The organism is Comamonas sp. JUb58 (assembly GCF_004364775.1).
Classification (GTDB): Bacteria; Pseudomonadota; Gammaproteobacteria; order Burkholderiales; family Burkholderiaceae_C; genus Comamonas.
This window is the reverse complement of record NZ_SOAL01000001.1, coordinates 165831-185558: the sequence shown is the minus strand read 5'-3', so window position 1 is coordinate 185558 and position 19728 is coordinate 165831. Positions and strand designations below refer to the sequence as shown.

21 protein-coding genes and 1 riboswitch are annotated in these 19728 nt (G+C 66.5%); of the genes, 17 read left to right on the top strand and 4 right to left on the bottom strand.

Features of this window, described 5'->3' with window-relative positions; translation table 11 throughout:
- Positions 1-311 precede the first annotated feature (311 nt).
- Together EDF71_RS00855 and EDF71_RS00850 are read right to left on the bottom strand one after the other, a co-directional pair.
- The gene (locus tag EDF71_RS00855) at positions 312-731 is read right to left on the bottom strand and encodes a cell division protein ZapA (protein ID WP_133854743.1); all 420 of its coding nucleotides are present in this window, start codon (positions 729-731) and stop codon (positions 312-314) included.
- Positions 731-946 carry a hypothetical protein gene (locus EDF71_RS00850; protein ID WP_021027064.1) on the bottom strand — a complete coding sequence of 72 codons (216 nt, stop codon included), beginning with the start codon at positions 944-946 and terminating at the stop codon, positions 731-733. The genes EDF71_RS00855 and EDF71_RS00850 overlap by 1 nt, the downstream gene beginning before the upstream one ends.
- A 37-nt stretch (positions 947-983) precedes the next feature.
- Positions 984-1231: riboswitch (cobalamin riboswitch) on the top strand.
- Between the two features lie 269 nt (positions 1232-1500).
- Here EDF71_RS00850 and EDF71_RS00845 point away from each other — a divergent pair.
- The 15 genes from EDF71_RS00845 (at position 1501) to cobT (ending at position 16042) form a co-directional block, all read left to right on the top strand.
- Positions 1501-3216 (top strand): TonB-dependent receptor, encoded by a 1716-nt coding sequence (locus EDF71_RS00845; protein ID WP_243854132.1) that lies wholly within the window; start codon positions 1501-1503, stop codon positions 3214-3216.
- Between the two features lie 31 nt (positions 3217-3247).
- The gene (locus EDF71_RS00840) at positions 3248-4660 is read left to right on the top strand and encodes a cobyrinate a,c-diamide synthase (protein WP_243854131.1); all 1413 of its coding nucleotides are present in this window, start codon (positions 3248-3250) and stop codon (positions 4658-4660) included.
- Between the two features lie 10 nt (positions 4661-4670).
- The gene (locus EDF71_RS00835) at positions 4671-5258 is read left to right on the top strand and encodes a bifunctional adenosylcobinamide kinase/adenosylcobinamide-phosphate guanylyltransferase (protein ID WP_133854741.1); all 588 of its coding nucleotides are present in this window, start codon (positions 4671-4673) and stop codon (positions 5256-5258) included.
- On the top strand, positions 5258-6256 hold the full coding sequence (locus EDF71_RS00830) for an ABC transporter substrate-binding protein (RefSeq protein WP_243854106.1): 999 nt from the start codon (positions 5258-5260) through the stop codon (positions 6254-6256). The genes EDF71_RS00835 and EDF71_RS00830 overlap by 1 nt, the downstream gene beginning before the upstream one ends.
- A 77-nt stretch (positions 6257-6333) precedes the next feature.
- On the top strand, positions 6334-7311 hold the full coding sequence (locus EDF71_RS00825) for an iron ABC transporter permease (protein WP_347876656.1): 978 nt from the start codon (positions 6334-6336) through the stop codon (positions 7309-7311).
- Positions 7311-8120 carry an ABC transporter ATP-binding protein gene (locus tag EDF71_RS00820; RefSeq protein WP_133854739.1) on the top strand — a complete coding sequence of 270 codons (810 nt, stop codon included), beginning with the start codon at positions 7311-7313 and terminating at the stop codon, positions 8118-8120. Before EDF71_RS00825 ends, EDF71_RS00820 begins: the two co-directional genes overlap by 1 nt.
- A 75-nt stretch (positions 8121-8195) precedes the next feature.
- Complete coding sequence (gene cobO / locus EDF71_RS00815; RefSeq protein WP_133854738.1) at positions 8196-8765, top strand: cob(I)yrinic acid a,c-diamide adenosyltransferase; 570 nt, start codon at positions 8196-8198, stop codon at positions 8763-8765.
- A gap of 22 nt (positions 8766-8787) precedes the next feature.
- Positions 8788-9477: a 5,6-dimethylbenzimidazole synthase gene (gene bluB / locus EDF71_RS00810; RefSeq protein ID WP_133854737.1), complete on the top strand. Its 690-nt coding sequence runs from the start codon at positions 8788-8790 to the stop codon at positions 9475-9477.
- A 104-nt stretch (positions 9478-9581) separates the two neighbouring features.
- A complete protein-coding gene (gene cbiB, locus EDF71_RS00805) occupies positions 9582-10568 on the top strand; it encodes an adenosylcobinamide-phosphate synthase CbiB (protein ID WP_243854130.1) in 987 nt (328 codons plus the stop codon).
- Entirely contained in the window at positions 10561-11562 is a 1002-nt protein-coding gene (locus tag EDF71_RS00800) for an aminotransferase class I/II-fold pyridoxal phosphate-dependent enzyme (RefSeq protein WP_133854735.1), read from the top strand. The genes cbiB and EDF71_RS00800 overlap by 8 nt, the downstream gene beginning before the upstream one ends.
- Before the next feature lie 58 nt (positions 11563-11620).
- The gene (locus EDF71_RS00795; RefSeq protein ID WP_133854998.1) at positions 11621-12406 is read left to right on the top strand and encodes a HipA family kinase; all 786 of its coding nucleotides are present in this window, start codon (positions 11621-11623) and stop codon (positions 12404-12406) included.
- Complete coding sequence (locus EDF71_RS00790; RefSeq protein WP_133854734.1) at positions 12393-12797, top strand: DUF3037 domain-containing protein; 405 nt, start codon at positions 12393-12395, stop codon at positions 12795-12797. The genes EDF71_RS00795 and EDF71_RS00790 overlap by 14 nt, the downstream gene beginning before the upstream one ends.
- Positions 12794-14248: a cobyric acid synthase gene (locus EDF71_RS00785; protein ID WP_133854733.1), complete on the top strand. Its 1455-nt coding sequence runs from the start codon at positions 12794-12796 to the stop codon at positions 14246-14248. The genes EDF71_RS00790 and EDF71_RS00785 overlap by 4 nt, the downstream gene beginning before the upstream one ends.
- Before the next feature lie 124 nt (positions 14249-14372).
- Positions 14373-14810, top strand: a complete 438-nt coding sequence (locus EDF71_RS00780) for a hypothetical protein (RefSeq protein WP_133854732.1) — start codon at positions 14373-14375, stop codon at positions 14808-14810.
- Positions 14811-14959: 149 nt separating this feature from the next.
- Positions 14960-16042: a nicotinate-nucleotide--dimethylbenzimidazole phosphoribosyltransferase gene (gene cobT, locus EDF71_RS00775; protein ID WP_133854731.1), complete on the top strand. Its 1083-nt coding sequence runs from the start codon at positions 14960-14962 to the stop codon at positions 16040-16042.
- Positions 16043-16057: 15 nt separating this feature from the next.
- Here cobT and nth read toward each other — a convergent pair whose 3' ends face one another.
- On the bottom strand, positions 16058-16711 hold the full coding sequence (nth, locus tag EDF71_RS00770; RefSeq protein WP_133854730.1) for an endonuclease III: 654 nt from the start codon (positions 16709-16711) through the stop codon (positions 16058-16060).
- Between the two features lie 60 nt (positions 16712-16771).
- Positions 16772-17809 (bottom strand): DUF4105 domain-containing protein, encoded by a 1038-nt coding sequence (locus EDF71_RS00765; protein ID WP_133854729.1) that lies wholly within the window; start codon positions 17807-17809, stop codon positions 16772-16774.
- Between the two features lie 169 nt (positions 17810-17978).
- On the opposite strand from EDF71_RS00765, the gene EDF71_RS00760 reads away from it, so the two are divergent.
- Both EDF71_RS00760 and EDF71_RS00755 read left to right on the top strand, forming a co-directional pair.
- Entirely contained in the window at positions 17979-19169 is a 1191-nt protein-coding gene (locus EDF71_RS00760; RefSeq protein WP_208300984.1) for a PLP-dependent aminotransferase family protein, read from the top strand.
- 93 nt (positions 19170-19262) lie between these two features.
- On the top strand, positions 19263-19478 hold the full coding sequence (locus EDF71_RS00755) for a SlyX family protein (RefSeq protein WP_133854727.1): 216 nt from the start codon (positions 19263-19265) through the stop codon (positions 19476-19478).
- The last annotated feature ends 250 nt before the right edge of the window (positions 19479-19728 follow it).

The window sequence follows — 19728 nt, the reverse complement described above, 5'->3', positions numbered from 1 at the left end:
GGGTTCAGGTGGGCAAGGGCAACCTATCGTTGGGTTCATCTGACGCGAGACGATCACGCTCAATAGGTGATGTACCAAGCCCGTGCTCGTAGAGCATTGGTTCAAGGAACTATAAAGTCCAGCAGGGCTGCGAACGCTTCCATTGTAATCGCTCGCGCCTGCCGCACCCACCAAAACTGCAATTCAATGTGCCTGGATTGGTCAAAAAAGATAGCTGGCTAGCTATATTGAGCAATGGAAAGGGTGGTATTTTGCGTGGAGGCATTGCATGGGGCGGCAATCTGGTGTTGGCGCCAGCTTGCCGCCAGGCCTCAGGCGCTGGTGCCCAGGGTTTCGGCGGCCTTGGCCGGCGCGGGCGCCAGTGCGGCGTCCAGCCTTTGCATCACCGACTGCAGGCGGGGCTCGTCCCAGTCCAGGCTGGCCTGGCCGCCGGCAGCGGGCTGGGCTTGGGCCTCGGCCATTGCGGCAGACTGGGCAGCGGCTTGCGCCTGCAGCGCGTCCGCCGTCTGGCTGAGCTGGCTGTTTTGCACCTGCAAATCCAGCAGATCAAAGGCGACATTGAGGGCAGCAAGCACGGCGATGCGCTCACGGCCGCGGATCTTGCCCGCGTCGCGGATGCCGCTCATGGCCTCGTCCACATGCTTTACTGCGGCCAGCAAGCGTGCTTCCTGGCCTTCGGGGCAGCCCAGCATATAGCTTTGCTGCATGATGTGTACTTCCAGCTGTTTCATCATTCGTCCTGGTCAAAGGTCTTGGGCAGGCGTTCGATCAGTGCATCCACGCGGGCGCGGGCCGCTGTCAGGCGCGATTGGAGGGAGTCGCGCTCCTGGGTCAGGGTGGTGACTTGCTCTTGCAATTGGGCGTGGGCGCGTTGCAAAGCCTCATGGCGGCTCAGCAGTGCCTCCACCCGCTCAAGCATCAGATCCATAGAAGGCGTAGTGGCCATAGAGAGACAGTCTTCTTAAGTGCGCAATGGGTTTAACGCTAAAATTGTACCCGTTGGTGCTCGCCCCAGTGGTTCACATGGGGGCAGTTCAACGGGAAGCAGGAGCGGCGCTTGTGCCCTACAAGCCTTACGCAACCTGCGCTGCCCCCGCAACGGTAAGCGATGGTTGGCTTTTGCGCCATCCACAGCCACCACTATGCCACTGAATACCTTGAACAAGTGTTTGGGAAGGCGTGTGCTGTGTCATCGCCAGCCCGGATACCGGCCAACAATAGTGGAGGCGCGTGGCTGAGGTCTTGCTGCGGCCTCCGTGTTCCCCATTGCCGGCGGGGAGGCTGGCGCGGGGTGGTTCATCACCAACTCAGTGCATGTTTTCCTCTACTTCCATGACACGCCGCGGCGCGCGTCCCGCGTTTGCGCCCCGCTCCGGCACCCTCCATACCCCCACATTTCTGGCTTTGGCAGTCGCGACAGCACTGCCATTTTTTGCGCTGCCCGCACAGGCGCAGCAGGCCGCAGCAGCCCAGGAAACAGAGGGTAAGAACCTGCAAGAGATGGTAGTGACCGCCAATCGCATCGAGCAACCGTTGTCCGATCTGGTCGCTGATATGTCCATCATCGATGCGCAGACCATCGAGCGCCAGGGCCCAGGCAGCGTGGCCGATGTGCTGGCGCGGGTGCCGGGCATCCAGATTTCGCGCAACGGCGGGCCCGGCACGACCACCAGCGTGTTCATGCGCGGTGCGGATTCGCGTTTCACCGCTGTCTATGTCGACGGCGTACGCATGGATTCGCAATCGACCGGCGGCGCCTCCTGGCAATCGATTCCGCTGGCGCTGATCGACCGCATCGAAGTGCTGCGCGGCCCGGCCGCTGCCGTCTACGGCTCGGACGCAATGGGCGGCGTGGTGCAGATCTTCACCAAGAAGGGCGAGGGCGGCGTGCCCCAGCCCTATGTGGGCCTGGGCTTTGGCAACCGGGGCACCTTCACGGCTGAGGCCGGCATCTCCGGCAGCGCCGGCGGCTGGGATTACGCTCTGGGCCTGAACCGCTCACAGACCGATGGCTTCAATGCCCGTACGGTGGCCACCGCCAACCCGGACAAGGACGACTACCGCAGCAATGCGGTCAGCGGCCGCCTGGGCTACCAGATCAACCGCCAGCACCGGCTGGAGGCCACCTTGCTGGCCAGCGATGTGAACTCGGGCTATGACAGCAGCCTGACCGAGGACGACCGCAGCCTCAACAAGATGTATGCGCTGGGCCTGAACTGGCAGGCGCAATGGACCGAGCAATACAGCACCAAGCTGCAGTTCACACAGTCGCGCGACTATTACGAAACCCGGCCGTCGCCTTACCAGACGGACACCCGCCTGCAGAACTACCTGTTCCAGAACGAATGGCGCCTGGGCGTGCACACCTTGACGGCCGCGCTGGAGCGGCGCGACGACGCGCTGACCAATGGCGGCATTGACCGCGACCGCCACCAGAACGCGCTGGCACTGGGCTATGGCCTGAACACCGGCCCGCATACGGTGCAGCTGAACCTGCGCCGCGATGACGACAGCGAGTTTGGCAGCAAGACCACCGGCAGCGCCGCCTACGGCTATGCCTTTGCGACCAACTGGCGCGCCACGGCGACGGTGGGCTCGGCCTTCCGCGTGCCCACGCTCTACCAGCGCTTCAGCGAGTATGGCGATGCATCGCTGCGCCCCGAGAAAAGCCGCAATGCCGAGCTGGGCCTGCGCTGGGCGCAAGGCGCCAACAGCTTCTCGGCCACGGCCTACCGCAACCGGGTGACCGACCTGATCAATTACTCGTCGCCGGGCACGTGTGAGAGTGAGTACGGCTGCTACGCCAATGTGGGCAAGGCGCGCCTGGAAGGCATTACCCTGGCGGGCACCACCAAGCTGGGCGCTTTCAACCTGCATGGTTCGGTCGACTTCCAGAACCCGCGCGACACCGAAAACGACAAGCTGCTGGCGCGCCGCGCCAAGCGCTTCGCCACCCTGGGTGCCGAGACGCGTGCCGCAGGATGGACCTGGGCCGCCGACCTGCAGACCAGCGCCAAGCGCTTTGACAATGCTGCCAACACCAATGTGCTGGGCGGCTACACCTTGTTCAACCTGTCGGCGCAGACCGAGATTGTCAAGGATGTGAACCTGATCGCCCGGATCAACAACCTGACCGACAAACGCTACCAGACTGCACGCACCTACGCCACCGAAGGGCGCAGCGTGTATGTGGGTGTGAAGTGGATGCCGCGCTGAGCGCAGAGGGGATAAGCCAGCCATGACAGAGATGACGGTTCAGGACCACTCAATGGCCTCTTGCGTGGCGCTGCTGATTGCGGCGCCCGCATCCGGCCAGGGCAAGACCACGGTGACAGCGGCCTTGGCCCGTCTGCATGCCCGCCAGGGCCGGCGGGTGCAGGTGTTCAAGTGCGGTCCGGATTTTCTCGACCCGCAGTGGCTGCGCCTGGCCAGCGGCCAACCGGTGCATGCGCTGGACCGCTGGATGAACGGTGAAGCCGATGTGCGCGCGCGCCTGTTTCAGGCCGCGCAGAGCAACGATGTGCTGCTGATCGAAGGCGTGATGGGCCTGTTCGATGGCGCCAACAGCGCCGCCGAGCTGGCCAAGTCGCTGGGCATCTCCGCCGTGGTCGTGGTCGATGCATCGGCCATGGCGGCCACCTTTGGCGCCATTGCCCATGGTTTGCAGCACTATGATCCGGGCCTGCAACTGGCCGGCGTGCTGGCCAACCGCGTGGCCACCGCCCACCATGGCGAGATGCTGCGCAGCGGCCTGCGCGACCCGGCCCTGTGGCTGGGCGCGATGCACCAGATCAGCCTGGATGCCGCCAAGCCGCGCGCCAACCTGCTGCCCGAGCGCCATCTGGGCCTGGTGGCCGCCCATGAACTGCATGACGCCGCCGAGCGCCTGGATGCCGCCGCCGATGTGCTGGCGCAAACGCCGCTGGGCCAACTGGATTGGCAGGAATGGCAGCAGCGCTGGACGGTGGCCTTTACTGCACCTGCTGCCGCCGCACCGGTGCCCGCCTGGCTGGCCGGGCGGCGCATTGCGGTGGCCCGCGACGCCGCTTTCAGTTTTATCTACACCGCCAATCTGGAATGCCTGCAGGCCATGGGTGCCGAGCTGGCCTTTTTCTCGCCCATTGCCGGGGAGCGCCTGCCCGCCTGCGATGCGCTCTGGCTGCCCGGTGGCTATCCGGAGCTGCACCTGCAGGCGCTCAAGGCCAATGCCGGCGTGCAGCTGGATCTGCAGGCGCACCTGGAGCAGCGCAAGCCCGTCTGGGCCGAATGCGGCGGCATGGTGGCGCTGGCCGAAGGCCTGACCGATCTGGACAGCCGCTGGCATAGCTTGTGGGGCTTGCTGCCGGCGCAGGCGGTGATGCAGCAGCGTTTGGCGGGCCTGGGCATGCAGCAGCTACTGACGCCCTGGGGCATGCTGCGCGGCCACACCTTTCACTATTCCAAGCTGCAGAGCGAGGCCCAGGAAGTGGCGCGCAGCAGCCGCCCGGGCCAAGCGGCCGAAAGCGGCAAGGGCGAAGCCGTCTACCAGCAGGGCAGCATCCATGCCAGCTATTTCCATGCCTGGTTCCCCTCCTGCCCGCAGGCGGTGGCCGCCTTGCTGGGGGTGGACATGCCGGTGGTCGATCCGCAGGCCTGGCGCTGCGAGGCGCTGAACGCCTAAGATGCGCGGCATGGATGAAGCTATTTTCCACGTCGATGGCGCGCCGCTGAAGCTGCTGCTGCTGGGCGGGCAGAAATCGGGCAAATCGCGCCAGGCCGAGCTGCTGGCGCGTGCCTGGCTGCAGGCCGATGCTGGCCGCAGCGCCAGCCTGATCGCCACCGGCACCGCCTATGACGCCGAGATGGAGCAGCGCATTGCGCGCCACCAGCGTGACCGCCGCGAGCGCGTGCCGCAACTGGCCACCCTGGAAGCGCCGCGCGATGTCGCCCAGCTGCTGCAGGCCCACAGCCGGCCAGAGCACTTGTTGGTGGTGGATTGCCTGACCCTGTGGCTGACCAACTGGCGGATGCCGATGGAGCCGCCAGCGACTCCGCCTGCGCAAGCCTGGCAGGCGCAGTGCGATGCCTTTATCGCTGCCCTGCAGGCAGCGACTGGCCCTGTGATTCTGGTCAGCAATGAGATTGGCCTGGGCGTGATTCCGATGGGCCGCGAGGTGCGCGCCTTTGTCGATGCGCTGGGTCTGCTGAACCAGCAGGCGGCAGCGGCCTGCAACCGCGTACAACTGATGGCGGCGGGCTTGCCGCTGCAGATGAAATGATGGCTTTGTTGATGGCTCCCCGACCTCTTTTGCAAAAAACGCTGGCCTGCGTGGCGCTGATGCTCGCCTTGCCGATGGCCCAAGCTGCACCGTCTGCCAGCGTCGATGAACTGCGCCTGCAACCCTTTGCCAACGCGCCGGTCTGGAAGGACCAGGACCTGGTCAGCCCCGCGGCCATCGTTGATGACCGGGGCCGCAAGGTCCAGCTGGCGCAAGCGCCGCAGCGCATCGTGAGCCTCTTGCCATCGCTGACCGAGAGCACCTGCGCGCTCGGCCTCTGCGACCGCCTGGTGGGCGTGGACCGCTATTCGGACTGGCCTGCCTCGGTCAAGAAGCTGCCGGTGGTGGGCGGCGGGCTGGACCCGAGCGTCGAATCGGTGGTGGCGCTCAAGCCTGATGTGGTGCTGCTGTCCGATGCCTCCAAGGCGGCCGAGCGTTTGCAGGCGCTGGGCCTGAAGGTGGTGGCGCTGGATGTGAAGTCCAAGGCCGACATCCACCGCGTGCTGGGCACCCTGGGCCAGCTGCTGGGCGTGCCCCAGGCGCAGGGCGCAGACCGGGTCTGGCGCGAGCTGGAGTCTGGCATTGATGCGGTGGTGCGCGGGCTGCCCGAGCGCACGCGCCATACCCGGGTCTACTTTGAAGTGAGCCGGGGCCCTTATGCGGCCGGCCCCCAGTCCTTTATTGGCGAGACCCTGACCCAGCTGGGTGCCGACAATGTGGTGCCGGCCGAGCTGGGCCCCTTTCCCCGGCTGAGCCCGGAGTTTTTGCTGCGCGCCCAGCCCGATGTGATCATGCTGGGCAACCGCAGCATGCAGGCTGCTACCAGCTACCCGGGCTGGAACAACCTCCTGGCCGTCAAGGCGGGCCGGGTCTGCGTGTTCAGCGATGAAGAGTCGTATGCCATCGTGCGACCCGGCCCACGCATGGCCCAGGCCGCGGCGCTGATGGCGCGCTGCCTGGCCGACAAGGCGCCTGGCAAGGCAGCGGTGGCGCGCTGATGGCCGCTTTGCCCAGCTCTGCACCTGCGCCCGCAGCGCTGCGCGAGGCCGCTCCCGGCCTGCGCCGCAGTGCCTGGCTGGCGCTGGTGTTGCTGGTGCTCAGCGTCGTGCTGCTGCTGGTGGGCGCCAGTGTGGGCAGCACTGGTTGGGAGAGCGTGCTGCGCATGCGCGATGACCCGACCTCCTGGCAGATCGTGGTCGATATCCGCCTGCCGCGTTCCTTGGGTGCCTGGCTCGCCGGTGGCCTGCTGGGCCTGGCCGGGGCCGTGGCCCAGGGCCTGTTTCGCAACCCGCTGGCCGATCCCTATTTGCTGGGCAGTGCCTCCGGCGCCTCGCTGGGCAGTGCGCTGGGCCTGGTGCTGCTGGGCTCGTCCGTCACCAGCCTGAATCTGCTCTACCGCCTGGGCATGACCGGCATGGCCTTTGTTGGCGCGGCCTGTGCGGTGGCGCTGACGGTGGTGCTGGCGCGCAATGTGCAAAACACCTTGCGCCTGCTGCTGGCCGGCGTGATCGTGGGCGTGGTGCTGGGCGCCATGCGCGATCTTTTGGAGCTGCGCCACCCCGATATTCTGCAGGCCATGCAGGCCTTTACGCTGGGCACCTCGGCCTTTGTCGGCTGGGAGGGCTGCGCGCTGATGGCCGCCGTGCTGCTGGTCTGCGTGCTGGCCACGTGGTGTTGCGCCCGGGTGCTGGATGGCCTGACCCTGGGCGAGGCAACCGCTGCCAGCCTGGGCCTGCCGCTGGCGCCGCTGCGCTATGGCCTGGTAGCCGTGCTGGCCCTGGCCACCGGCACCTCGGTCGCGCAGACCGGGCTGATTGCCTTTGTGGGCCTGGCTGCCCCGCACCTGGTGCGCAGCCTGGTGCAGGTGGGCCATGGCCGCAGCACCGTGCTGGCCGCCGCGATGGGCGGTGTGCTGCTGCTAGCGGCCGATATCCTGGCACGCTGGCTGGTGGCCCCGCAAGAGCTGCCGGTGGGTGTGCTCACCGCCGCGCTGGGCGGCACTTATCTGCTCTGGCGCATGCACCGCAGCACCCGATCGGCAGGAGGCCTGTGATGCTGACCACTACAACCCCCGCTGCGCTGACTGCCAACAATATCCATGCCGCTGTGCATGCGCGGCCGATTCTGCAAGGCGTCAACGCCCAGTTTGCCCAAGGCCGCTGGACCAGCATTGTCGGCCCCAATGGCGCAGGCAAATCGAGCCTGCTCAAGGTGCTGGGCGGCCTGTGGCCGGCAGCACAGCTGCAGGGCGATGTGGCACTGCTGGGCAAGGATTTGCAGCGCTGGCCACGCAAGCAGCGCGCCCAGGCGCTGGCCTGGCTGGGCCAGGGCGAGGTGGTGACGCAGGAGCTGACGGTGATGGATGTGGCCATGCTGGGCCGCCTGCCGCACCAGCCCTGGTTTGCGGCGCCCAGCAGCGAAGACCATGCGGTGGTCGAGCAATGCCTGCGCGCAGCTCATGCCTGGGACTGGCGCCACCGGCCGGTGGCCGAGCTATCGGGCGGAGAGCGCCAGCGTGTGCTGCTGGCCCGCGCGATGGCCGTACAGGCCCAGGTGCTGCTGATGGATGAACCGCTGGCCAATCTGGACCCGCCGCACCAGACCGACTGGGTGGACAGCATGCGGGCCTTGACGGCCCAGGGCACTACGGTGGTCAGCGTGCTCCATGAGATTTCCGTGGCGCTGCTGGCCGACCATATGCTGGTGCTGCAGGCGGGCAGGGTGCTGCACCAGGGCCGCTGTGATGACCCGGCCACCCATGCCGCGCTGGAGGCCGTGTTTGACCACCGCATCCAGGTGCGTGCCATTGATGGCGTGTGGATGGCCTTGCCGCGCACGGCCACCGCTGCGCAGGCCGGCTAACGCTGGCGCTGAACCTTTTGTGAAACGGGGCCTGGCCCCGCTTCCAACGACACAACGAAACAAGGAAAGATTGCGATGCAGATTGAAACGCCACCCAGCGAAAAGCCTTATGAAAAGCCAGAGGGCGAGCGCCGTGGCCTGGTGATCGTCAACACCGGTGACGGCAAGGGCAAGAGCACGGCGGCCTTTGGCCTGGCCTTCCGCGCGACGGGCCGGGGCAAGGCCGTCAAGGTCTACCAGTTCATGAAGGTGCCGACCGCCCGTTTTGGCGAGCACCGCCTGGCCGAGCAGGTGGGCCTGCCGGTCGAAGGCCTGGGCGATGGCTTCAGCTGGAAGAGCCGCGACCTGGAGCACAGCGGCCAGCTGGCGCGCGATGGTTGGGAAAAGGCCAAGGCCTCTATCCTGTCGGGTGAGTATTTTCTGGTGGTGCTCGACGAGATCACCTACCCACTGATCTATGGCTGGCTGCCTTTGCAAGAGGTGCTGGACACCCTGGCCGCCCGGCCCAAGGAGGTGCATGTCTGCATCACCGGCCGGCGCTGCCCACAGGAGATCATCGATGTGGCCGACACCGTCACCGAGATGACCCTGATCAAGCATGCGTTCAAGGCCGGCATCCCGGCGCAGCGCGGCATTGAAGACTGAGGCAGCACAGCCGATTGCTGGCATGAGCGACACCAACCCCGCCCCCACGATTGCCGCCACCGCATTCAGCGAGGCCGAGCGCGCAGCCGTCTACCGCGCCATCCATGAGCGGCGCGACATGCGCCACTTTGCCGGCGGCCAGGTGGACGAGGCCGTGCTGCTGCGCCTGCTGCGCGCGGCGCACCATGCGCCCAGCGTCGGCTTTATGCAGCCCTGGCGCTTTATCCGTGTGCGCGATGTGCAGATGCGCAGCCGCATCCATGCGCTGGTGGAGGATGAGCGCCTGCGTACCGCCCAGGCGATGGGCGAGCGCGAGGCCGACTTTATGAAGCTCAAGGTGCAGGGCGTGCTGCAGGCGGCCGAGGTGCTGGTGGTGGCCATGCCGCCCGGGCGAGAAGCCCATGTGTTTGGCCGTCGTACCTTGCCTGAGATGGATGTGGCCAGCACCGCCTGCGCGATCCAGAACCTCTGGCTGGCTGCGCGTGCCGAAGGGCTGGGGATGGGCTGGGTATCGCTGTTCGAGCCCCAGGTGCTGGCGCAGTTGCTGGCCATGCCTGCCGGCGCGCACCCGCTGGCTGTTTTGTGCCTGGGCCCTGTGGAGGCCTACTATGCCGAGCCCATGCTGCAGCAGGAACGCTGGGCCAGCCGCGCGCCTTTGCAGCAGATGCTGATGGACGAGTGCTGGCAGCCAGACCAAGGACCGCAGCCATGAGCGATGGCGGCCTGGGGGCGCTGGCGCTGGCCGGTGGCAGCCCGCTGCTGCAACTGGTCCAGGCCTTGACAGATACTGGCCCTGTGCTGCACTGGCAGGCACCGATGGCGGCCTTGCTGGCCGTATTGCTGGCCTTGCTGGTCGATTGGTGGTGGGGCGAGCCACCCGTGCGGCTGCACCCGGTTGTCTATATGGGCAAGCTGCTGGGCCTGCTGGGCCAGGCGATTGCGCCGCGCCAGGCGCAGCAGCGCGCCTACGGGCGCTTTGTGCTGGCGGCGCTGGCCTGGTGCCTGCTGGCGGTCGGCGCTTGGGGGGTGTATGCGGGCCTCATGTATCTGCTGCAGGCAGCGCCTTGGTGGCTGGGTGGCCTTGTGGCCGGACTGCTGCTTAAACCTTTGCTGTCCTGGCGTATGCTGCGCAGCGAGGTGCTGGCGGTCGAGGCCGCGCTCGGCGAATCGCTGCAAGCGGGCCGGGCCCGCCTGTCCTGGCTGGTAAGCCGCGACACCGCGCAGCTTGATGCAGCGACAGTGCGCGAGAGCGCGATCGAGACCTTGGCTGAGAACCTGAGCGATTCGGTGCTGGCGCCGCTGTTCTGGTTTGCGGTGGCTGGCCTGCCGGGCGCGGCGCTGTACCGGCTGGCCAACACGGCCGATGCCATGTGGGGCTACCCCGGCTGGCGCGGCCAGGGCGCGCAGCGCCGCCACTGGCGATGGGCCGGCAAATGGGCGGCCTGGGCCGATGATGTGCTGAACTGGTTGCCGGCCCGCATTACCGCAGCCTGGCTGGCGCTGCTGGCGGGCGGACTGTCCTGGTCCGGCTTGCGGCGCGATGCAGCGGTCACGCCATCGCCCAACGGCGGCTGGCCCATGGGGGCGATGGCGCGGGTGCTGGGTGTGCACCTGTCCAAACCCGGTGTGTACCAGCTCAACCCGCAAGGCCGGCCGCCGCAGGCCCAGGATGTGCAGCGGGCGCTGGCCTTGGCGGGCCGGGTGGTGTGGGCGCAGGCGCTGTGCGCCTTGCTACTGGCCCTGGGTTTGGCGATAAAGATAGGAATCGCCTTGATGGCGCAAGGAGCCTTGGCCCATGGCTGATAACGAGCATGGTGGCACCGACGCCTTGGGCGTACCGGCGCATGATTTTTCCACCAACCGCAATGCCTGCGGCCCCTGCCCAGAGGCGGTGTCGGCCTTGCAGGCGGCGCACCTGGCGCAGTACCCCGATCCGCAGTACACGGCGCTGCGCCTGCAGCTGGCGTCCTTCCACGCCGTGGCGCCCGAGCGCCTGGTCATCGGCGGCAGCAGCAGCGAGCTGATCCACCGCCTGACCCAGCATGCGCTGCGCCAAGGCGCCACCAAGGTCAGCCTGCCGCGCCATAGCTATGGCGACTACGCCCAGGCGGCGGAGGTGTGGGGCCTGCGTCGCAGCAGCCGCAATACGACCTGGGGTGACGGCCTGCACTGGGCCTGCGAACCCTCCAGCCCGCTGGGCCGGGTCGAAGATATCTGGCAGGCTTTGCCTGACGATGCCAGCCACCATGGCCTGGTGCTGGATTGCGCCTACCGGCCGCTGTGGCTGGAAGGCCCTGCGCCAGAGCGCGACATGGCTGCGCTGTGGCAGCTGTGGACGCCCAACAAGGCGCTGGGCATGACGGGGGTGCGCGCTGCCTATGCAATTGCCCCCGAGGGCACAGCGCAGGCGCAGATCGACGCGCTGCGGGCACTGGCGCCGTCATGGGTGGTGGGTGCGCATGGCGTGGCCATGCTGCAGGCCTGGGTGACCCCCGAGGTGCAGGCCTGGCTGGCACGCAGCCTGGACACCTTGCGTCACTGGAAGGGCCGGCAACTGGCGCTGTGCGAGCGCCTGGGCTGGGCGGTGCTGCCCGGCCACCAGGCCAATTATATTGTCGCGCACCTGCCGCTGGCCCAGGCCGATATGGCCGCGCGCTTGGTGGCACTGCGCAGCCAGGGCATCAAGCTGCGCGATGCCCGCAGCTTTGGCCTGCCCGGTCATGTGCGCCTGGGCGTGATGGCGCCGGTGGCGCAGGCGGCGCTGGCGCGGGCCTGGCTGTCGCTGGCAGATGCTTAGGCCCGGCGAGGACATGCGGCAACCGCTACCATTTGGCATGGATTTACAAACTTTGCAACTGCGCACCGTCTTGGTGGAGCGCTATGTGACGCCGCTGCGCGAGGGCGGCTCGATGCCGGCCGTCGTCGAGGCGGACGATCTGGGCATGTATGTGCTCAAGTTCCGGGGGGCTGGCCAGGGCGTGCGCGCGCTGATGGGCGAGCTCATCTGCGGCGGCATTGCCCGCGCGCTGGACCTGCCCTTGCCCGAGCTGGTGCTGGCCATGCTGCATGCCAAGCTGGCGCAGACCGAGCCCGATCCCGAGATCCAGGACCTGATCCGGGCCAGCGATGGCCTCAATGTCGGTCTGGACTACCTGCCTGGCTCGGTCAATTTTGATCCGGCCGTCGATGCGGTCAGCGACGATTTCGCCTCGCGCCTGGTCTGGTTCGATGCGCTGGTCAGCAATGTGGACCGCACGGCCCGCAACACCAATATGCTGATGTGGCAGCGCAAGCCCTGGCTGATTGACCATGGCGCGACCCTGACCTTCCACCATGCCTGGGATGGCACGGTGGCCGACCCGGGCAAGCCCTTTGCGCCGATTGCCGACCATGTGCTGCTGGCCCAGGCCAGCCAGCTGGCCGAGGTGGACGAGGCGCTGGCCGCGCAGCTGAACGAGCCGGTGCTGAGCGCCATTCTGGCCACGGTGCCCGATTGCTTTCTGGCCAAGGCGGCGGAAGACCGCAACAGCCCGCTGCTGGCCGATCCGCAGGCGCACCGCGCCGCCTATGTGAAGTATTTTCTGGCCCGCCTGCAAGCGCGTGGCCGCTGGTTGCAAGGAGCCATCGATGCACGCGCATGATGTGTATGACTACGCTATCGTGCGCGTGGTGCCCCGGGTCGAGCGGGAAGAGTTCATCAACGCTGGCGTGATCCTGTCCTGCCAGCGCAGCGGCTATCTGCAGGCCGCGATCGCGCTGGATGATGCGCGCCTGCTGGCACTGGATCCGGACGTCGATCTGCAAGCGGTCTACCGCCACCTGGGCAGCATCGTGGCCATTTGCGCTGGCGTGCCCGAGGCTGGGCCCATCGGCCAGCTGCCGTACCGTGCGCGCTTCCACTGGCTTACCGCCAAGCGCAGCAGCATGATCCAGACCTCGCCGGTACACACGGGCCTGTGCAGCGATGCGGGCTCGGCGCTGGAGCGCATCATGGCGCGCATGGTGCTGCCGCTGGGCAGCGCAGCTCGATGAGCGCGCGCTGCATCATGGTGCTGGGCACCAGCAGTGGCGCCGGCAAGAGCTGGGTGGCCACGGCGCTGTGCGCCTGGTACCGGGCCCAGGGCTACAAGGTGGCGCCCTTCAAGGCGCAGAACATGAGCAACAACGCCCGCGTGGTGGCCACGCCCGATGGCCAGTGGGGCGAGATCGGCACGGCCCAGTACCTGCAGGCGCTGGCCGCAGGCGCCGTACCCGATGTGCGCATGAACCCGTTGCTGCTCAAGCCCGAGGCCGATACCCGCAGCCAAGTCGTGCTGTTTGGCCAGGTGGACGAGGCGCTGTCCAAAATGCCCTGGCGCGGTCGCAGCCTCAAGGTGTGGCCGCAGATTGCGCAGGCGCTCGATGCGCTGCGCGCCGAGAACGATGTGGTGGTGATCGAGGGTGCGGGTTCGCCCGCCGAGATCAACCTGCACAGCAGCGATGTGGTCAATATGCGCGTGGCGCGGCACTGCGATGCGCACTGCCTGCTGGTGTCCGATATCGACCGGGGCGGGGCCTTTGCCCACCTCTACGGCACCTGGGCGCTGCTGCCGCCCGAGGAGCAAGGCCTGATCAAGGGCTTTGTGCTCAACAAGTTCCGGGGCGACGCGGCCTTGCTGGCGCCCGCGCCGCAGATGCTGCAAGACAAGACCGGCGTGCCGACGGTGGCCTGCATTCCGATGCAGTTCCAGCACGGCCTGCCCGAGGAAGATGGCGTGTTCGACGACCGGGGCAGTGGCGGCCAGGGGCAGGCCGTGCACACCTGCATCGCCATCGTGGCCTACCCGCGTATCAGCAACCTCGATGAGTTCCAGCCGCTGCTGCAACTGCCCGGCGTGCGCGTGGTCTGGGCCCGCACGCCCGCGCAGTTGAGCGATGCGGACTGGGTGATCCTGCCGGGCAGCAAGGCCACCGCTGCCGATCTGGCCTGGATGCGCCAGCAGGGGCTGGATGCCGCCGTTGCCCGCCATGCGCAGGCCGGCAAGCGGGTGCTGGGTATTTGCGGCGGCCTGCAGATGCTGGGCGAGGCGCTGGTCGATCTGCATGGGGTAGACGGCAATGCCGCCGGCCTGGGCTTGCTGCCGCTGGTGACCTTGTTTGCACAGCAAAAGAATGTGCAACCCACGCGCCTGCTGCTGCCTGCTGTGCAGGCGCCCTGGCAGGGCCTGAGCGGCCTGGTGGTGACGGGTTATGAAATCCACCATGGCCAGACCGAACTGCGCCCCGATATGCAGGCCAGCGCAGCCCAGCCCGCGCAAGAGCTGTTGCCGGGCCTGCTGTGGCAGGGCGGGGCGCCGCAGGTGCTGGGCACCTATGTGCATGGCCTGTTTGAGAACGCTGCCGTGATCCATGCGCTGTTTGGCCATGACGCACCCAGCCTGGACCAGGTGTTTGAGCGCATGGCCCAAGGGGTGGGCGAGTGGTTTGGGGACCGCTTGCCCTGAATGGCCAAGGCTTTTGCCTGTAGGCCAAATATTGCAAGCACTGGCGGATTGGGCCGATAGGGGCGTGCCTGCCGCGCAGGCATGCTGTTCGTGTTGCTTCTCATCACCGATAAGGATGATCGCTATGAAAAACATGTTCCGTCAGACTTTGCAAATGGCCGCGATGGCCCTCGCCCTGGGCACCGCCGGCTATGCCAGCGCCCAATCCGCACCGCCACCCCCACCACCCCCTGCCAAGCATGCGAAGCCCATGCCGCATGGCCCACACGGTGCCCACCACAAGCGTGGTGAAATGCGTGGCGATGCCCGCGCCAATGCCGATGTGGCCGAAGGCAGCTCCAGCGCCCGCGAAGCAGCTGCTGCGCGCCAAGCCGCACGCCAGGGCCAGCTGACCGATCCAGGTTCCAGCTTCCGCGAAAACGCCACCGCACGCTGCGCCGTCTTCAAGACCGACGAAGACCGCCGTGCCTGCGTAGGCCGCGTGGCCCAGGGCCAGGACAGCGGCTCGGTGCAAGGCGGTGGCATTCTGCGCGAGTACACCTATACGGTGCCTGCCAAGTAAGCTGACTGATCCAGTCCAACAACGCTCTGCCCAGCATTTGCTGCGCAGAGCGTTTTTCATTGGATTGCGGGCTGGGGGCTGCAAACCTGTGCGGGCAGGGCGATACTGGCGGCTTGGCGTATCGCCTTGCCCTGCTCCCTAGCTTGATCATGTCCGAATCCTCGTTCTCTCCGCTCATCCCCCACATCGCCTCCGTCGACGATGCCGCCTTCCGCCAGCAAGTGCAGCAACTGCTGGACAACAAGACCAAGCCGCTGGGCTCGCTGGGCATGCTCGAAGCGCTGGCTTTGCGCATCGCCTGCATCCTGGGCGATACCCAGCCCCGCTTGGCCGATCCCCAGATGGTGGTGTTTGCGGCGGACCATGGCCTGGTGGCGCAGGGCGTGTCGGCCTTCCCGGCGGATGTGACCTGGCAGATGGTGGGTAATTTTCTGGCCGGTGGCGCGGCGGTAAGCGTGCTCTCGCGCCAGCATGGCGTGGCGCTGAATGTGGTCGATTGCGGCGTGGCCCGTGATTTTGAACCCCATGCCGAGGTGCTGCCCCCAGGCGCTCCCCGCCTCTGGCTGCGCAAGATTGCCCCCGGCACGCAAGACAGCAGCCTGGGCCCTGCGATGAGCATGGCGCAGTGCGAAGCGGCCATTGCCAATGGCCGCGCGCTGCTGCAGGCCTTGCCTGGCAATGCCTTGTTGCTGGGCGAGATGGGCATTGGCAATACCTCCAGCGCATCGCTGCTCTTGGCACGGCTCTGCAATCTGGATGTGGAGACGGTGACCGGTGCAGGCACGGGCTTGAGTGGTGAGGGCGTGGCCCGCAAGGCTGCTGTGCTGCGCCGGGTGCTGGCGCGCCATGCCGATGTGCAGGAGCCGCTGGCCGTGCTGGCAGCGATGGGCGGGCTGGAAGTTGCGACCATGGTGGGCGCGGTGCTGCAGGCTGCGCTGGAGCGCCGTGTGATTGTGGTCGATGGCTTTATCACCAGCGCTGCGGTGCTGGTGGCATCACGCCTGCAGCCCGGGGTGCTGGAGCGCTGCGTCTATGCCCACCGCTCGGGCGAGCCGGGCCATAGCCACTTGCTGGCGGCCTTGCAGGCCCAGCCGCTGCTCGACTGGCAACTGCGCCTGGGCGAAGGCTCGGGTGCGGCGCTGGCCTGGCCGCTGCTGGAGTCCGCCTGCGCGATGCTGCGCGACATGGCCAGCTTTGCATCGGCGGGGGTCAGCACCCAGAGCAACGTCTGATGCCTGCCGCTGCGATCAGCGCAGCGCGCCTTGGGGTGGCGGCGTCTTGGGCGAGAAATCGCAGTAGCCGCTGACCAGGCATTCCCAGCAGCGCGGCTTGCGCGCCTGGCAGACATAGCGGCCCAGCAGGATCAGCCAGTGGTGCGAATCGACGGCATAGTCATCGGGCACGCGCTGCATCAGCTGCTTTTCCACTTCCAGCGGGTTCTTGCCGGGCGCCAGACCGGTGCGGTTGCTGACGCGGAAGATATGGGTGTCCACCGCCATGGTGGGCTGGCCAAAGGCCACATTGAGCACCACATTGGCGGTTTTGCGGCCCACGCCGGGCAGGGCTTCCAGCGCCTCGCGCGTGTCGGGCACTTGGCCATCATGGCGTTCCACCAGAATGCGGCAGGTCTCCATCAGGTGCTTGGCCTTGCTGCGGTACAGGCCGATGGTCTTGATATAGCCCTCCAGGCCTTCCAGCCCCAGCGCCAGGATGGCCTGGGGCGTGTTGGCGAACGGGAAGAGTTTGCGGGTGGCCTTGTTGACCCCCACATCGGTGGCCTGGGCGGACAGCAGCACGGCGGCGAGCAGCTCGAACACCGAGGTGTATTCCAGCTCAGTCTGGGGCGAGGGATTGGCCGCCTTCAAGGTGGCGAAGAAGGGTTGGATATCAGCGGTTTTCATCGTGTTTTTTTGCAGGCTCGGCTGCCATTATCTGGCAAGGCCCGAGCCTGGGTCCCTGCATCAGGGCTGCAGTGGCACCTGCGGCACGCCCTGGCGGATGGCGGCCGAGAAATCCTCACCCGGGCGCACGGCCTTGGCGCGGGCGTTGATGTGGGCCGCCTCATGGATGGCCTCAAAGTCATGCGGCCGGGCGAGGGCGCCCAGGCTGTCCACATACTGGGGCAGGTAGCCGCTGGCCAGCAGGCGCCAGTCCATTGGCAGGCCCGGCACAATGCGGCGCACCATCTCGAACACGATGGTGGTGCAGTTGGCAAACAGCGTGTGGTAGAACTGCGGCGTCTCGACCAGCGCATTGGCCTTGTCCACATAGGCGATGAACAGCGAGCGCATGGCAGCGCGCGGCATGGCCACGCTGTACAGGTAGACCTCTTCTCCCCGAATATTGCTGCGTACGCGCAGGATGTCGCGCTCATCGGCGGCCACCAGGCTTTGCTCGAACTGCTTGAAGAAGCCACCCACGGCCGAGAACTGCTCGCCCTGTTCCTTGCGGATCTCCACCGAGAAGGTCAGATAGCGGCGCGGGCCCTTGCCGTCCTCAAAGCCGAAGGACACCAGGGTATGGGCAATGGCCGGGCCCATCCAGTACGAGGTGCTCATGTCCACCGACACGAGCTGGCGCAGGTCGTAGTTGCGGTCTTCCCAGCGCACCGTGGCCTTGCTGGGGGTCTGCCAGTCAAAATTGCGCACATTGTGCAGTTGCACCAGGTCGCCCTGGACCGTGCCCGACAGCTGCTGGGCCACATCGGGCGCCCATTTGCGCGTGTTGGAGGGCTGGATGCTGGCCCACCAGGCAAGGATGGCGGCAAACAGCAGCCCATAGATCAGCAGGCCCTTGGGCATGCGCTGCTGCCACAGCAGGTAGATGCAGTACAGGCCCACCCCGACCCAGACCCCCAGCAGCAGTCCCCGGGCCGAGCCCGACTTGACCGACTGTGCCAGCTGAAACCACAGCGCGCCACAGGCCCAGACCACGCCCAGCAGCATGAGCAACGAGGCCAGCAATTTGACCAAAACAATGAAGAAAGCGGCGATGCGCATGTTGTCAGAATCCTTTAGGGCGCAAGCATAGTCGATAGGCAAAGGCATTTGGAGGGCCACTGGCGATGCCAGAGCGACGCATGGGGGCGGTAAAAAGTAGCAAAATGCCAGGGCGGCCCGTCGATCGACCGGGCTGCTCTTTTTTGATTTGAGAGAACACTCCATGACACTGCGCTTTGCCTCCCGCCTCGACAATGTCGAGACGTCCGCCATCCGTGAACTGTTCAAGCTGCTGGGCAAGCCCGGCATCATCAGTTTTGCCGGGGGCTTTCCGGATGCAGCCATGTTCGACGTGGACGGTGTGCAGGCAGCGGCCAATGCGGCGCTGAAAGAGGAGCCGGGCGCTGCGCTGCAGTACGGCGCAACGGAGGGCTACCAACCGTTCCGCGAGCAGATCGTGGGCCTGATGGCGGCCAAGGGCGTGCAGTCGCTGACGCCCGATCAGCTGATCGTCACCACCGGCAGCCAGCAGGCGCTGGACCTGCTGGGCAAGACCATGATCTCGCCCGGTGACAAGGTGATCGTCGAAGGCCCGACCTTCCTGGCCACCATCCAGTGCTTCCGCCTCTATGGCGCCGAAGTCATCAGCGCTCCTACCGATGAGAACGGCGTCATCCCCGAAGCGCTGGAGCAACTGATTGCCGAGCACCAGCCCAAGCTGGTCTACCTGATCCCCACTTTTGGCAACCCCAGCGGTGCGCTGCTGAGCCTGGAGCGCCGCCGCCAGATTCTGGAAATGGCCGTGCGCCACCAGACTTTGGTGGTTGAGGACGACCCCTATGGCGACCTGTACTTTGATGCACCGCCACCGCCCAGCATGCTGGCGCTGTCGGACAGCGTGCCCGGCAGCCGCGACTACCTGGCCCACTGCGGCAGCATGAGCAAGGTGCTCAGCCCTGGTCTGCGCCTGGGTTGGCTGATTGCACCGGCTGAGCTGCTGGGCAAGTGCGTCATGTGCAAGCAGTTCAGCGATGCCCATACCAGCACCTTCAGCCAGGCCACCGCCGCCCAGTACCTGAAGGCCGGCCGCATGCCCGCCACCCTGGACCGCGTGCGCACGACCTACGCGGCGCGCAGCAAGGCGATGGGCGACGGCCTGCGCAGCCAGCTGGGCGATGCAGTGCGCTTTGTGCAGCCGCTGGGCGGCATGTTCATCTGGGTGCAGCTGACGGGCGCCCGGGGCCAGGAGACGGACGGCAATGCGCTGGCCAAGCGCGCCATCGAGCAGGGCGTGGCCTTTGTGCCCGGCACGCCATTCTTTGCCCAGAACCCCGATACCTCGACCCTGCGCCTGTCCTTTGCCACCGCTGATATTGCACGTATCGAAGAGGGCATTGCCCGCCTGGCCAAGGCGCTGTAAGCACTCCCACCCACCTGGGACGCCGGCATGTGCGCTGTCACATGCCGGCGTTATTCTTTTACTCGCCCGCCCCGTTTTTAGCCAGGAGCCGCCATGTCCACCCTCGAACCCCTGCAGCAGCGCCTTGAAGCCTTGGAGATCAAGGCAGCCTATGCCGATGACCTGCTCGAAGAGCTCAACCTGACGATCTACAAGCAACAGCAGCAGATCGACCGCCTGCTGCACCTGGTCAAGGACCTGCAGCAGCGCATGCCCGAGACCGGAGGTGTTGCGCCAGGTGCACGCGACGAGCTGCCGCCGCACTACTGAACGCCGGTCTCTGCACTGGGAAGCACACAATTTGCTTCAAATCAGCCCAGAAACAGGGCAAAAAAGGTATTAGGGTTTGCACCTATTTGGTGCGAGAATGTTGGCTTGAATTTTGCAGTGTTCATCGCAGGCGTCGCAGCCTGCACTAGGGATGCTCTGCAAAATCCTCGCCAAGCGGGATGGACGCGGATCGGGATGAGACGCAAGGCGTCTTTTGCAGTCAATAGCCGTAGCTATTGACAAGGAAGAC